Source organism: Sphingobium sp. BS19 (assembly GCF_027925545.1).
GTDB lineage: Bacteria > Pseudomonadota > Alphaproteobacteria > Sphingomonadales > Sphingomonadaceae > Sphingobium.
Map to the genome: position 1 here is coordinate 111,024 of NZ_BSEF01000003.1, position 16,066 is coordinate 127,089.

General features: G+C 63.1%; 6 protein-coding genes. All 6 read right to left on the reverse strand.

Going from position 1 to position 16,066, the window contains the following annotated elements; all coding sequences use genetic code 11:
- Window positions 1-3: 3 nt before the first annotated feature.
- Entirely contained in the window at window positions 4-1,965 is a 1,962-nt protein-coding gene (locus QMG56_RS04195) for a heme-binding protein (protein ID WP_230186663.1), read from the reverse strand.
- A gap of 1 nt (window position 1,966) precedes the next feature.
- Complete coding sequence (locus QMG56_RS04200; protein WP_281821326.1) at window positions 1,967-3,403, reverse strand: multiheme c-type cytochrome; 1,437 nt, start codon at window positions 3,401-3,403, stop codon at window positions 1,967-1,969.
- 125 nt (window positions 3,404-3,528) lie between these two features.
- Complete coding sequence (locus QMG56_RS04205; protein ID WP_281821327.1) at window positions 3,529-4,962, reverse strand: aldehyde dehydrogenase family protein; 1,434 nt, start codon at window positions 4,960-4,962, stop codon at window positions 3,529-3,531.
- Between the two features lie 46 nt (window positions 4,963-5,008).
- Window positions 5,009-6,655 (reverse strand): acetolactate synthase large subunit, encoded by a 1,647-nt coding sequence (locus tag QMG56_RS04210; protein ID WP_281821328.1) that lies wholly within the window; start codon window positions 6,653-6,655, stop codon window positions 5,009-5,011.
- Between the two features lie 19 nt (window positions 6,656-6,674).
- Entirely contained in the window at window positions 6,675-14,036 is a 7,362-nt protein-coding gene (locus QMG56_RS04215; protein WP_281821330.1) for a hypothetical protein, read from the reverse strand.
- Entirely contained in the window at window positions 14,036-15,790 is a 1,755-nt protein-coding gene (locus QMG56_RS04220; RefSeq protein ID WP_281821331.1) for a ShlB/FhaC/HecB family hemolysin secretion/activation protein, read from the reverse strand. The genes QMG56_RS04215 and QMG56_RS04220 overlap by 1 nt, the downstream gene beginning before the upstream one ends.
- Between the last annotated feature and the right edge of the window lie 276 nt (window positions 15,791-16,066).

A 16,066-nucleotide genomic window follows, 5' to 3' on the forward strand; every position in this document is an offset into this window, starting at 1 on the left:
CGCCTACAGCCCGCCACAGGCGTCTTGCGCATTGGTATCGAGGAACGGCGCGAACGGGCAACCGACAAAACGCAGCCGCACGCTGGCACCGCTCAGTTGCACGACGATCTGATCCGCGCGGATCGCGACCGGCGCATTGCCGACGCCGCTGGTCCGCTTGCCCCCATTGTTGAGGCCGAGGAAGCTAATCATGTCATCCTGATCGATGCCGTCGCCCGACACGCCGACGCCGCCGATCAGCACATTGCCGCGATAGACCGGCACCGAACCGGGGAAAATCTGAATGCCGTTCTGCAAACGGTTCTGGTTGGCGGCGGGCGCGGGGAGGGACGTGCACCGCTGCGGCGTGTCGGTGGCCGATGCGCCGGTTACGAAGCCCAGATGCGCGGCGAGATCGCCGAGGATCAGCGCTGACTGTAGCCCAGTCGAGAAAGGATTGAACTGCGCAATGGGACGCGAGAAGGGGCCGTTCGGGCGACCGACTTCGCCATCGGGAAAATAGGGGCGCGAAATCAAACCATTGGCGCGATCGGTAAAGGCATATTTGCCGGTGAGCGCAGTCTGATCGTTGAAGAAGGTTCGCGCCTTCGCCACGAAATCCCGCACATCGGCGCTGGGATTGAGAAGCAACTCTTCGCCTGCCCGCGCGCCGGAGAAGAACGCCGCCGTCCGCGCCTTTTGCAGCGATACGTCGGTCCCGAAAATCGGCGCGTCGGGCGAACGGACGACGCCCAAAGCCTGCCCGCGCGTATCGACCACCGAAATGCTCACCTGCGCGCGGCTGTCGAGCGGTTGCCGGATCTGCGCGCGCGCACGGCTCATGACCGTGAAGGCTTCTTCCAGGATCGCCGTGACTTCAGCAGCGGTCAGCGGTTGCGCCACATCGCCGGCGTCAGTCGCTGCGCGGATCGGGAAGCGGTTGTTGCCCGATCCGTCGGTCAGGATGAACGCATCCCGATTGGAGAACTCCGCCGTGCGTGAAGCGCGGATGCCCGATATTTCGCTACCGTAGGGCGTGCCCGCCAAAATCGCAGGTGCGGGATCGCCATAATAGCCGCGCACCGCAACCAGCGTCCCACGCGCCGGGTTGGTCGCGGCATAGCTTGGCGTGCCGGTGGCCATCAACCGATCATAGCTGGCGTCGGAATAGCGCAGCGATGTGCCATCGACGGAAATGCGATTGGCGCGGATCGCTTCGGGCGCTTCGAATCCGACCGTCCCGGCCAGCGCAATGAACTCTTCCGGGTCGTTGTCGTCATCGAGAATGTTGGGATCGAAACCATAGACGCCATCGGCCATCACCCCGATCCCGCCAACGATCACGCCGTTCTTGTAGAGCGGAAAGCCACCGGGATCAGCGGAAAGTCCCAGCGGCGAACGCTTTGGCCCGATCAGTGCGCCCGCGCCCGAGGGGGCAAAGCGCGCGGCCAGATCGGAGCAAGGCAACTGGCTGAACTGCACCCCGTAGAGCGGCCCGCTTTCCAATCCTACAGTGGTCGGTGCAGGCGGGAAATGCGGCTGCACGATCTGGCTGGCGGTGCGGGTGGAAAAGGCATTGCCGCCGCTGGAAAGATACGCGCCAGTGATTGCCTTCGCGATAGCCCCGGCGGCGGCAGGAACGGTCAGGTTCTGCGCGTCAATATTCTGTCCGTTGGGGGCAGCGCTGGTGGTCGCAGTCGCGCGCGCCCCGTTCATGTTGAAAATCGCCAGCACATTGCCGACCCGGTCGGTCACCGCAATCACCGCGGGCAGATTGCGCGCGGTTGCTTCGGCAGCGGCGCGAGCGATGACGGTCTCGACATCGGCGACGGTCAGCGCTTCCTGCGCGGGCACGGCATAAAGCCCTGCGGGAGTAGGCGTCGGAGTCGGCGAAGGTGCAGGGGTCGGCGCACTGCTGCTCCCTCCACCGCCGCAGGACGACAGGATCAGTGCGGCACCGGCCAGCAATGCGGACACACGTTTCATATCAGCGCAGTGCCCCTATCGCGCGGGAGGCACTGCCCAATGCACTGCGGAAATCAGCGGGGCGATAGCTGTTGGGCTCTTTCACGGCCCCATAAGCCCGGTTGATATCCGCCCGAATGCCCGCCGCCGCACCCACGGTTACACGGCCCGATTTTACCAGTGCGTTGAGCAAGGTATCCACGCCCATTACGGCCTGCACCGATCCCTCATAGTCGGTAAAGCGCGGCGCCATCGCTGTGCTGGAAATCCTGTCGATGATGGCAAATCCCATATCGCCGCCCAGCCGGTCGCTGGCAAATTCCGCCGCCAGCGCCGCTGCGCTCGCCGCCAGCTTGCGCGCTGCTGCTACGCTGCTTGGCCGGTCGCGACCCATCGATGCGTGGAAAGCGCGGCTGTCGGCATCGAACCGCGCGGCCAACGCTGGCGCGGCAACTTGCGCTGCTGCAGACAGCATGATGAGATTTTCGTCATTATAGGGCGGCATCCCCGCCGGGATCGGGCGACCAGGATTGGCTTCCCACGTCTTTACGCGCGTGTCCTGATCGTAGATTCGGCGGTGGCAGCTATGGCAATCGAGGAAATAGAATTCTGGGAACACACCTTCGGTCCCGCGCGCCCCGGCATACAGGGCCAGCGACCGTTCCAGTGCCAGCGCCTGTCCCACCGCCCACATCCGCACGCTGTCGGTGCGCCCCTTGCGCTGAACATAGTCCGCATCCTCGTCATGATGCGCCTGCAGCGAAGAGAAAAGATCGAGTTCGAAGGCGATGCGCGGATGGCCCGCCGCCATGATCCGATGCGTCACGAACTGACCGGGCTTCGCGCTGCCGAAATGGCAGTCGAGGCAGACCGACGCGCGCGCCGCCGGACGATCGAGTGGGATCAGACCCTTGGCGACGTTGCTTGCATGGCTGGCACCCACGGCATAATGCGACGCGATCCAGCCCGATGCTGCACCATGGCACGCTTCGCATCCGACGCCATCCTGTTTCAGGAACCGCGCACCGCGCGCGCCGGAGGCAGGCGTCGCATGGCAGCCGAGACACTCGCCTGCCGCGGTCGGATCGCCAATCCCCAGCGTGGCGGCAATTTGCTTGCTGCGTGTGCCGGACAGCACGGCAAAGGCACGACTATGCGCGCCACCTTGCGTCGAAGGCTCCTGCCAGCGTTGCAGTTCATCTTGCCGCACGACCTTGCCGTCGGCTTCCATACGACCGTGGCATGTCGTGCCTGCGCAGGATGCAACGCCGACAAATCCGCCGGGCGCGGAGGACGTCGAAATTGATGCCGGGGCGGGTGCCACGGTGGAGGTGGCGTCAGCGGACGGCGTCCCGACACCGGGCAATCCACCCAGCACCAGCGCGAATATGGCAAAAATGCCCAGCAGCATGCTAGCCACCACGGCCTGAATGCGGACGCTTCTGCCCCCAAACGTCATCTGCACGCCCCCAATTCGCGTCCGGCCTCAGCCGTGACGCGCCCCCAATATTCGCGAGCGACCGCTTGTATCTTGTTAGATCACCCTAGCCTTGACCGGGGCCATCTTTCAATCGGGAATTCGGCTCATTTACGACGGATGACGAGGTTTCTTATCTCCGTCATGTCTTCCATCGCGAATTTGATGCCTTCGCGCCCCAGCCCCGAATCCTTCACCCCGCCATAAGGCATATTATCCACACGATAGCTCGGTACGTCATTGATTACGACGCCACCGACGTCGAGGTGATCCCATGCATCGAACATCTTGAACAGGTCGCGGGTGAAGATGCCTGCCTGCAGCCCGAACTTGCTGTCGTTGACCTCATCCAGAGCGGCATTGAAATCGCTGAATTTGCTCAGCAATGCCAGCGGTCCGAAGGCTTCCTCGCGATAGGCTGCGGCCGAACGGTCGACATTTTCGAGCAGCGTCGCTTCCAGCATTGCGCCCTCGCGCTTGCCCCCACACAGCAATGTCGCGCCCCCCTCGACCGCTTGCTGTATCCAGCCATCGAGCCGTCGCGCTTCGCTTTCGGAAATCATGGGGCCGATAAAGGTGTTGCGGTCCTTCGGGTCGCCCGCAACAAGCGTCCTGGTCTTGGCGACCAGCATGTCGCGGAATCGGTCGTACACCGATTCGTGGATGATGATCCGCTGAACCCCGATGCAGCTTTGCCCGGACTGATAGAACGCCCCGAAGATCACGCGCTCCAGTGCATCGTCCAATTCCGCATCGTGATCGATGATGACCGCCGCATTGCCGCCCAGTTCGAGCACGACTTTCTTCTTGCCTGCCTTGGCTTTCAGATCCCAGCCCACGCCGGGCGATCCGGTGAAGGACAGCAGTTTCAGCCGGTCGTCCTCGGTAAACAGGTCCGCACCTTCGCGATGCGCAGGCAGGATCGAGAACGCGCCTTCGGGCAGGTTCGTTTCCGCCAGCACCTCACCCATGATGATCGCGCCCAGCGGTGTGCGACTGGCGGGCTTCATGACGAAGGGGCAGCCGACGGCAATGGCTGGTGCGATCTTGTGCGCGGCCAAATTGAGCGGGAAATTGAACGGCGAAATGAACGAGCAGGGGCCGATCGGCACCCGCTTCCATATACCCTGATAGCCTTTCGCGCGCGGCGATATGTCGAGCGGCTGGACCTCACCCGTCATCCGCACCGATTCTTCGGCAGCAATGCGGAAGGTGTCGATCAGTCGACCGACTTCGCCTTCGCTGTCCTTGATCGGTTTGCCGGCTTCCACGCACAGGGCATAGGCCAGTTCTTCGGACCGTTCCTTGAAACGATCTACGCAATGCTGCAGCACCGCCTGCCGTTCATAGGCGGCCATGCGCGCCATCGGTTCGGCGGCGCGCACGGCACCGGCAATGCCTTCCTCGATTGTTGCCTTGTCGGCCTGCGCCACGCGAAACGCGACTTCGCCGGTGAACTTGTCGGTCACCTCCAGATCGGTGTTCGGCTGCTGCGCCTTGTTGTTGAGGTAGAGCGGATAGACGGATTTCAGCTTGGTCATGGTGTCTCCTTGCCTCCTGCGCGCTGGCAGGAGGCAATAGCAGAAGTCAGAGCGCTGCGCTCAGTTCCTTGATGTCCTTGTTCAATATCTTGTCGTTCTCACTGTAATCCACAGGACAGTCGATCAGATGCACGCCGGGCGTGTCGAGTGTGTGCTTGAGTAATTCGCTCAGATGCGCCGAGCTTTCCACGCGATGTCCGAACGCGCCATAGGCCTCTGCATATTTTACGAAATCCGGGTTGCCATAAGTCAGTCCGAAATCGGCAAAACCCATATTGGCTTGCTTCCAACGGATCATGCCATAGCTGCCATCGTTCAGGATGAGCACCGTGATGTTCAGTTTCAGGCGGACGGCCGTTTCCATCTCCTGACTGTTCATCATGAAGCCGCCATCGCCGCAGATCGCCATCACCTTGCGATCGGGATAGACCATCGCGCTGGCCATTGCGGAAGGCAGCCCCGCGCCCATCGTCGCCAGCGCATTGTCCAGCAGCACGGTGTTCTGCTGCCGCGCCGGATAATTACGCGCGAACCAGATTTTGTAGACGCCATTGTCGAGGCAGATGATGCCGTCATTCGGCATCGCCTCGCGCACTTTGCGTACCAGATAAGGCGGGAAAATCGGGAAGCGGTCGTCGCCGTCCAGGCTGGCCGTGTGGGCGACTTCCGCCTTGCGATAATCCAGCATTTTATCGCTGGCCCAGTCTTGCGGAACGATGTCTTCCTTCATCTGCCAGATTGCGTTGGCGATATCGCCGATTACTTCGACTTGCGGGAAATAGACCGGATCGACTTCTGCCGAACGGGTGGAAATGTGGATGACCGGCGTGCCGCCATCGTTCTTCATGAAGAAAGGCGGCTTTTCGATCACGTCATGGCCGATATTGACGATCAGGTCGGCGGCACCAATCGCGCGATGCACGAAATCACCTGCCGACAGCGCCGCGCACCCCAGGAACTTGGGATGGGTCTCGTCGATCACGCCCTTGCCAAGCTGCGTGGTGAGGAACGGAATGCCGGTCTTTTCCACGAATTGCAGGAGCATCCGGCCCGTCATCTTCCGGTTCGCACCCGCACCGATCACCAAGATTGGCGCTTTCGCCTTCTCCAGCATCTTCACCGCCGCGCGCACGGCCTTGGGGTCAGCGGAGGGGCGACGCGCAAGGCTGGGCTTTATCGGCGTGCTGTCGGTATCCTCGTCCGCCACATCCTCTGGAAATTCCAGATGCGTCGCACCGGGCTTTTCCTCTTCGGCGAGGCGATAGGCTTCGCGCACGCGGCTCGGGATATTGTCGGCGCTCGCAAGCTGATGGGTATATTTGGTGATCGGCCCCATCATCGACACCACGTCAAGGATCTGGAACCGGCCCTGCTTGCTCTTCTTGATCGGCTTTTGCCCCGTCACCATCAGGATCGGCATGCCGCCAAGCTGAGCATAAGCGGCAGCGGTTACGAAATTGGTCGCGCCCGGGCCCAATGTCGCCATGCACACGCCGGTTTTGCCGGTGTGCCGTCCATAGGTCGCGGCCATGAAGCCAGCGCCTTGTTCGTGGCGCGTCAGGATCAGCTTGATCGACTTCGACCGGCTCAAACTGTCGAGCATGTCGAGATTCTCTTCGCCCGGAACCCCGAAGATATATTCGCAGCCTTCTTCTTCCAGGCATTGAATGAACAGGTCTGAAGCCTTCGTCATAAATGTCCCCTTTGATCCGTTAAGGCGCTACTGAATCGCCGCATCCGTTATCACCGCTTACGCTGCAATCGCTGTCCCACAGGTCTTCATTGCCTGCGCCGGTCACTGGCTCGTCGATCAGTGGCGGATATCCTTCCACCACGAAATCGCGCAGCTCAACGACGATGACCGGGAAAATCTGTCCGCCGGCAACGGCTGGATCGACGATCCGGTCGATGCTGTCACGATTGTCCTGCGTCTCGACCTCCGGCACGGTCGGCGCGATCACGCCACAGTTCGCGACATTGCCGATCAGGCAACCATTGGCAGTCGAGCGTGCCGCGAAAGACCCGATTTGCCCCCCGCCGACGCCATTGATCGAGACAAGCGGGATTGCCTGCAGCCCCGTGACGAACGCGCCGGATGCATCGACCAGCCGTCCGTTGATGGCGATTTCCGTATTGGCCGTGGCATTCTGGATCGACACGCTGTTGGCCGTGAAACCGCGACGGTCGGCAAAGGCCGTGCTCGCGCCGCTGTTTTGAATGAACAGGTTGAGCGGCGTAGCGAAGCGTATCGTGCCGGCGCGGGTGAACCCCTGATCGTTGACGGCTCCGTCGTTGATCGCCAGCCGGTTGCTGCGGGTGTCGAGCGGAATGTTGATGCCGGTTATCGCATCCAGCGTAGTGCGCGTTGCCTGATAGAAGCCGACACTGTCGATCGTCAGCACGCCGCCCAATGCCGCCCCGCTACCGCGCAGATCGATCGATCCGGTATCGGTGAGCAGATCGATGCCGTTGCCCGCCTGCAATGCCAGCCCACCTTGTTGGCCCAACCCGGTCAACTGCACCGCGCCGACGATTTCCATGCGTCCCGGCGAGTTGATGGTCAGCGTTCCGTTCGGACCCAGATTTCCCGGAACTCCCGATGCGGACGTTCCCGACGTCAGCGTAAATCCGCCGACGGTGGTCTGCCCCTGCGGATTGATCGTTATGTTCTGCGCGAAAAGCCGCGACATTTCGTCGCCCGACAGGCTGTACGCATTGGCCTGATCCGCGCCCCCGATATAATCGCGGCCTTGCCGGAATGCGGCGTTCAGGATGAGCGATTGCGTCGTACCCTGCACGCCCAGGCGTCCTGCGGTGCCAATCACGATATCGCTGGATCGCACGTCGATGGTTTGGGCGTTGACTTGCCCCTGGAACCGCGCAGTCCCTTGCGCCGTGATGCGCAGCGGCCCCGTCACCAGAACCCCCGCGCCCAGATTGACGTCGCGCCCCGACGTGATCGTCAGGCTGCGCGGATCGATGTTTCCCGTCACGGTTGTCGAAAGACCGCTGGTCAATGTCATATCATCGGTGGCGGTAACCGTTCCGGCCGTCAGTTCACCCGTCGAGATGAGCGAGAGGGAGTTGCTTGCGAACGCATCCCCAATGCTGAGCGTCCCGGCGCTCAGCGAAAGGTCTCCGGCGGTCGCGGTGCCATTGGTGAAAGTAAGTGCACCGGTGCCAGCTATGGTCACGGACCGTCCGGTTGCCGTCACTGCGCCAACAGACGACAGATCCGCCAGAAGAATAGCGCCATTCGGCGCAGTCAAACTTGTCGTCCCACCGGAACTGACCGTTGAGAAGTTAATGCCCTGATTGCCGCTAACGGTAATGCTTGCGCCCGATAGCATGTTGCCCTGCACCGACCCAGCGATGGCCTGGATATCGGCTGCAGCACCGGCACGAGCGTTCGCCAACTGGACCGAGCCAAGCTGGCTTACGATGCGGAGGTTGCCTGCGGCACGCAGCGCGCTGCCAGCATCGGCATTTATGCTACCCTGTGCCGATAGCGATACTACTCCCCCGAACAGACTATCGACCGGGGTGGCGGGTTGATTGCTGTGCGTGATCGTAATCGTTCGGCCACTATCGGCGTTCAGCACGCCCAAAGCGCGCAGAGAGCCGCCGCCGGTAAAGGCAAAGGACGTTGCACCGTCGGTGGACAGCAACGTGTTGAACGTCTGGATCGGGTTGGCACTGCTGCTGACGTTGATGCCCGAACAGGCGCAGGCGCCATCGCCCAAGCTTGTCCCAGACAACGTCCCGTTGATGATCAGACCGCCGCCTGCGGCTGTCGATGTGTCCGTAATGTCGATCCGGCCCGCGGTAGGTCCAACACCAAAGGTTGAGGCGGCAGGGAATATCCCGCTTGCCTGCATAGTGACCCCGTCGATGCTCCGCTGCGCCCCCAATGCCAACGAACCTGTGTCGGCATGCAGGAGTTGCGCGATGCCGCCCGAGCCGCCACCACTCAGGCCCACGCTTGACTGGATCGGGCCGGACGGCGGTACGGGTGGGGTCGCCGAAGGGTTGCCGGGGAACGCCGGTCCAGAGCCGCCGATCCCGCCAAGCCCGCCCGTTGCATTTGCGAAGATGGATAGATTGGGTAGATCGAAGTCGCTTTGGGTTGCGCGGAACAGCGCGAGGCCGCCCGTGCTGTCGCCGCCATTGCCGCCGATCCCGCCGCTGGCGCCGGAGTTGGTGCCATTGCCGCCCGCCCCGCCAGCACCGCCCGTCGCCTGTGCGGAAATCAGATAGTCGCCGCTGTTTGCCAACACTTGAGCCGCGTCGATGGTGAAGCGTGCGTCGCCCGCCTGCGCCGTGCCGCCATTGCCGCCGGCGCCGCCTACCGTACCGGACACGCCGTCTGCGCCGACCCCGCCTGTGGCGTCGGCAATAAGGCTGAACGAGGAGCCGAGCGTCGTCTGACTGTTGCCCGTCGCGACGAACCGTGCGCGCCCGCCGGTCGCCGTTCCACCGTCTGCGCCCGCCGTTCCTGCATCAAGGCCTTGTCGTGCGCTGCCGCCAAAGGCTCTGGCAGTCGCGCTGAAGCTGCCCAGTTGCGTCACTATGCCCGCGCCATCCATCGTGGCTGCCGCAGTGCCGCCTATGGCATTGGCGCCCGCGCCGCCCAGACCTATGGAGCCGCCGAGAGAACTAGCCGAGGCGTTCGCATCGAGTTGTAGTGAAGCGATATTTGCGGTGCCGGGGGCGGGGAGTGCGGTCCCGACGAAATTGAAGAAGTCAGCGCTGGCCGTGCCGCCCCGCGCATCGCGCGCGCCCAGCGCCGAGGCATCGACGGTAACGCTATTCAACGTGATGGAGCCGCTCGCGCTTTCGAGCTGCGCCAGTCCGCCCAGGGCATCGCCACCGGGTCCGTTAAGCCCACCATCCGGCGCGCCGGGGCCGCTGACACCGGCAAGTCCGCCTGCAAAAATCTGAACGTTGCCATTGGGCCCGTCGATCAAGGTCGCGTTTTCGACGGCAAGCCTTGCAATGCCGCCCGTTACACTCCCGCCCGCGCCGCCGGCACCGCCGGTGCCCGGGACGCTGCTTGCCGTGCCGCCTCTGCCGGTGCCACCAATAGCCCCGGCGCTGATTACTGAGCGCTGTCCGAAGGCGAATTGTGCGTTGTCGGCTACGCGAAGACCAGCCGTCCCGCCAAAGGCCGCTCCGCCGCTTCCACCTGCAACGCCGATGCCGGCGCTTTCCCCGCCATCGCCGCCTAATCCATAGCTGATGATCTGGAGGATGTTGGTTTGGACCTGCGTGCTGCTGCCGGTTGCGATAAACCCGGATTCGCCGGCGGTCCCGATGCCGCCATCGCCGCCGCGCCCGGTCGCGCCATTGCCGCCCTCTCCGCCAAATCCTTCGGCGGTGATATCCAGTTGATTTGTCACGGTGAATGCGCCGAAGCTGACGGTTAACTGGGCACCCAGGCCGTTGGTGCCGCCATTGCCCGCTCCACCATTGCCACCTGTTGCACCAATGCCGCCTCTCGTGCCCGCTCCATTTGCGCTGATCGTCAGGTTGGTGAGGATCGGATCGACATCGACCACCATATTTGCGCGACCGCCCGTGCCGGACCCGCCTCTGCCGCCCGCGCCGATGCCAACGGCATAGATGGGCTGGCCGAACGCATCATAGCCCACGATCGCCTTGGCGTCGCCCGCGACACCGCCTCTGCCGTTCGCTTCGACGCCGATTACGCCCAGGCTATGCCCTTCGCTGGCCAGCGTGAACTGGGCGGTGCCGCCAGTGCCGCTGCCTGCGTTGCCGCCTGCGCCGTCACTGCCGTTACGTCCGCCATCGCCGCCGGTGCCGAACGCAGAGATCGTGATGAATGGACTGGTAAGCGTGCCGCCCGCCAGCACGAAATCGACGGTGCCACCCGACCCGCTGCCGCCGCTCCCTGCCCCGTAAGCGTCATCAGTGTCGCTCAGTTCGGACGTGCCGCCCATGCCGCCAGTACCAGCGGCGGACACATTCAGACTGGTTACGTTGACCACGGCATTGCTGCCGAAATCCATCAGGAAACTGGCTGTGCCGCCAACGGACGCGCCGCCATCGACGGCATTTGCATCTAGGGTGGCGCCACCGGCGCCCCCTCGGCCCCCGGCCGAGACGGTGAGGGTGCCTACGGTAATCGTTCCAGACCGCGCTTCGAAACTGGCCGTGCCGCCCCGTCCGACCCCCGCGATTGCACCGATGGAGTCGGTGCTGAAGGGGCTCTCCGCGTCTCCCCCCACGCCCAGTGCGGAAATGGTCAACGTCCCGATCGTTGCCGTGCCGCCTGCCATCAGGAAACTGGCCGTGCCGCCTGTGCCGGTGCCCGCTTGAAACGGCGTCACGCCGCCCCCGTCGCACCCCGGACAGGTCACAGCAGATGCCCCACCAAAGCTGTCGGCGGTGATCTCAAGGGTATCTGCGGAGAACTGCCCACCCAGAATATTGAACACGACACCGCCGCCAACGGCGTCGCCGCCATTGCCAGCGACGAAGCTGGGGCCTTCGGATGGGGCCGTAGCGACTGCTTTGGCGTCCACGTTGAACGCGCCTAAGGAAAGCACAGCGGAATTTTGCGCGCCAGCACGGCTTTCTACCGTGACCGTACCCGCCGTTGCGGTGCCGGAGATGCCCACAATGCCATCCCCGTTGCGCGATTCGCCAGCCTGTGCCGAAGCATAAGCGGTGAAATCGCCGGGCAAGGTCAGATCGGCGTCGCTGGCATATATCAGTATGTTGCCACCCTGACCGCTCGACCCATTGACGCCTCTGGCCCCTGAGCCGGTAGCGGTTATCTCGCAAAACGCGTTGACACAATCGGTCAGGGCAAAGCTTCCCCGCTGCGCGCCGGGGCTGTTTGCAAAGAGGGTGACGTTGCCGGCGGTCGCGTTCCCCGGCGTGTCGGCATTGATAGCATTGGCCCGCGTATAAAGTTCAATGCTGCCTGCGGAAAAGGTCCCGCTTTCCGCGCTCAACGATATGTTGCCGCCGAAGGCGGTCGGTCCGGTCGTTGGGGTTTGCGTAAACACCTGATTGGCCCCACGCGCCTGTGCTGAGGCGAAATAATCGAGCACCATGCTCAATGTGCCACCGTCGCGAGCGCGTGTCGTAATATTGCTGCCGCGCACTTCGGACGGACCGCTCCCCGGACCATAGGCATAGGCGTCGCCATAGAGCGATATGGACTGCGACAGATTGAGCGTTGCGCCATTGCGCACGTCGATGCTGATGCCGTTCGCCCCTGGCGTGGCCCCGGCCATTGTGCCGCCATTGGTGGAATAGCCCGCAACGCTGGATACATCGGCGAACAGGGCGGTCCAGTCATGCGTACCGCTGGAAATATCGACATAGATGTCGCCTGCAGTGGCCAGACCGGCTGCGCCCGTCGATGACGTTCCTGCAGTCGCCTGCGCGCGCAGAGTGACATCGGCAAAGTCCATCGTGCCGCCCGCGCCGGTTACCCGGATGGTGCCGCCTTGCCCATCGCCGCCGATTGAGGGAGGCGTCGACAGGAAGTACCCGTTACCCGATGCGTCCAGCGTCATACTGCCGATCGTATACGTCCCGGCATTGAGCGCTTCCAACGTGATCGCGCCGCCTATGGCATTGCCGGAGCGGGTTGCGTCGGCACTGGCATTGGCTGTGGCGTCGACGGCCAGACTACCGAAGCGGATGTCGCCACCGTCCGAACTGATGGTGACAGTGCCGCCCACTGCATTGGGCGCGACGAACGTGCCACTGCCCCGTGCGTTGATCGTCATCTGTCCCGCGACATTAATGAAGCCCGATGCGGCCGAAGTGATGGCGTCGCCAAAGGCGCTGACACCGATCGAGCCGCCATCGGTCCCGGTGCCGGCATTAAGCGTGAGATTGCCCAGCGCTGTAATGGAGGCATCCTCGCCAGCGAACAGCGTCACCGAACTCAGCGCATTCAATGTCGCATCGGCGGAGAACTGCGTGGCGGCCCCGGAACTGACGGTAATACCGTCGGTTGCCGATCCGTTAAGTTGCGATGAGAACGTCCCCGCCCCGATGCTTATACCCGCAGCACCTGTCGCGGTGCTATTGGGTGCCGCCGAGACTATACCGTTTTCAACGTCGTAACCCGATGACAACACCACCGCGCTGTTCTCTTCCAGGGCGGTTGCCGCAGCGGCATAGCCGATGTCGCCGGACAGCAACATGGTCAGCGCATTGTTCTTCGGTACGGCCACCATGAAAACACGCTGCGGATCGGGAGTGGTCGGGCTCGCATCGACCGATGCCGGTCCGGTCGTCGTTCCTGTATGCTCCACGCCATGCGCGTCGGTCGTGCCGACCGTCACCGCTATGTCGAACAACCCGCCGTTGATCCGAATGTCCGCCTGCTCGGCCCCCACATAGGCCGTCGATCCGTTGACGCTGACAGTGCCGCCCTGCACCACGCGCGGCGCGACAAGCGCGATATAGCTGTTGCTTGACGAAGCGGTTATCTGCGCGCCGGAGGCGATGGTGACTCCCGCCGTGCTGCCCACGGCACCGCGAAAGCGGATCGTGTTGTTCGCGCCATACAGGCCGCCGGTCGTGTCGATCTGATTGCTTGTGAGAACCAGATTGCCGACATCGAACACGCTATTAGCGCCAACGGCAAATCCGCCGGGCGTATAGAACCATACCGATCCGCCCGCGACGCCATTGAAGCGGCTCTGGATCGTGCCATTCAACTCGATGACGCGCGATACTGGCACACCCGCGCCCGTAGTGGGCTGGATGCGGTTGAGGACGGTGAAGTCCGTAATCGTCGCACTGACCTGCTCCTGAAACAGGACGCTGTTTGCCTGCGGCAGAAAATCAATCGGCCCCGTACCATTCTGGTCCGAAGGCTGCCAGTCGATGATGGATTCGCGATCGCTCAGCGAAATGATGTTGTTCGATCCGCTGATCGAAGGGCCGATCCCTTCGCTGCCGAACGTGCCGGTGACATTGCCCAGAAAGCCCTGCTGCGCTTGCGCGGGCAGGATCGAAGCGACTGCGCCCATGGCAAGCGCCGTGGCGCAGGTGCAGAACAATCGTTGCTTCAGCTTATGCATTATCGCCTCCAGGGCAGCAATTGGGCGGTCACCGACAGGAGCACGCGCACGTCGCTGCGCTGTGTTTCGAAAGTCGTGGTCTTGAGCGGCGCGGCGACGGTCAGGTCGTATCGCGCACGGCTGCCGAATGCGCCGCGTATGCCGCCGCCCGCCGAATACAGCCTTTGCGGGTCGATTCCGTCAAAGGCGCTGGACCTGTTCCATATCCATGCTGCGTCGAAAAAGGCGAAAGGCTGGACGGTCAGATCCTTCGGCCCCCGTGGCATCGCGCTGCCAATGCGTATTTCGGCCGCGAAGCCGACACCGCTGTCGCCAATCAAAATACCGGGATCATAGCCGCGCCCGACCGTATAGTTGCCGGCGCTCATCTGCTCATAGGCCAGGAGCGCATCGGGCGAATATTGTGCGCGCGGCGACAATGTGAAGGCGATGTTGGGCACCGGACGATATTCGCCATAGCCGTTCAGCCGCACGGCAAACCCGCTCGGATCGGCTTCGATACGGCCCAGCGGAACGCGCGGCGCTGCGCAATTTACCCCGCCGGGACCGCAAGGCTTGCTAGCGCCCAGCGCGTCCAGCCCCTGCCGCAACTCCATCGATCCGCCCACGCGCCATTTGGGTTCCCCGGCGGAATAGCCCGCCGTGCTCGTCAGGCTGGCTGCGTCGATGGCTTCGGCATCGAGCCGCGCGAAAACCACGCGCAGCTTGTCGCGGTTCAGCGGCACATTGCTGAATTCGACTTTCTGGTCGACGATGTCGATACCGACCGCACTAATCAGGTTGCGCGATTGCCGCCGCACCAGCGGATAGCTCAGCGTCAGGCTGCCGATCAGCGTTTTGGATTTGAGCGTGCGGTTGACAATATCCGGCTTGGTCCACGCATGAGTGAGATCGCCCGACAGCCGGACGCCATCGCTGCCGATACCCATGCTATGCCCGACCTGCAGGACGGTTTGCTCGCTGGTCTGCGCCGTGGAAAAGATGCTGAAGACAGTGCTGTCAGCCATGCCGGTAATGTCGTTCACTTGCAAACGGGCCAGCGCACCGAAGCGTCCCACGCTTTGCGACCCGAGGTTTTGCACATTGACGTCGAGTTGTACCTGTCGCCGCGTCACCTGCACTTCGCCGATGACTTCGCCCGGCTTGCCCGACCCTGCCGGACGCAGCGCGAGCCGCACATCATAGCCGGGCATATCGCGCGCGAGCAGCAGGTGCCGTTCGGCATCGTGCACGTTGAACACCGGCTGATTGCTCAGCGCATTGAGATGCGCGGCGATCATTTTCTCGCTATTGCCTGCGTCGCCGCGCACTTCGACGCCGACCAGCTTGGCCATCAGCACGTCCATGACGACGGTGCCGCCCTTCTCGATGCGTTGGGCAGGCACCTGTACGGCGGCGAGATAGCCGCGCGCACGGAGCGCCGTCGCGGCGCGGTCGCGCACTTCGCACAGCGTCGCAATCGGTACTTCGCGCCCGGCGAACTCTGCCCAGCTATCGCGCAGGCTTTCCGGATCGACCGCCGCCATGTTGTTGAACTGCACGCTGGCGAAGGTCACCATGACCTTGGCATATTGCGGATCGGCAAGCGGGCAGGGTGCACGCTCCACGCCACCGTCGACGGTCAGACGGGACGGAGCGGGGGCTTGGGTTGTCGGCATAGTGCCGCGTTCGATTTCCTCGCGTGTGGGTGCACCGCCTGTGGGTGGAACGGCCTGCGCCAGTGCCACGCCGGGCAGCAGGGCAGACGTCGTCAAGAGCGCGAGAATGCGCGATCCGAAACAGCCTGCACGAAAATTCAGCCCCATTACGATCCCCCGACCGTTCGCGCGCAACTATGTGTTACGCTTGCGAAAACAGTGTCTTATATGCGCGAAAGACGACAGTGGCCGCACCACCGACTGTCTTGATATGTCTGCGACCGTAAAGGGACTCGGCACCGCTCTTGTGGCGGCGCTCATCAGGGCGATGGCCTATCAGCCTGCCTCGTCGCTGACAAGCGCAGGCATGATCCGACCATGTCCCTTTATGAG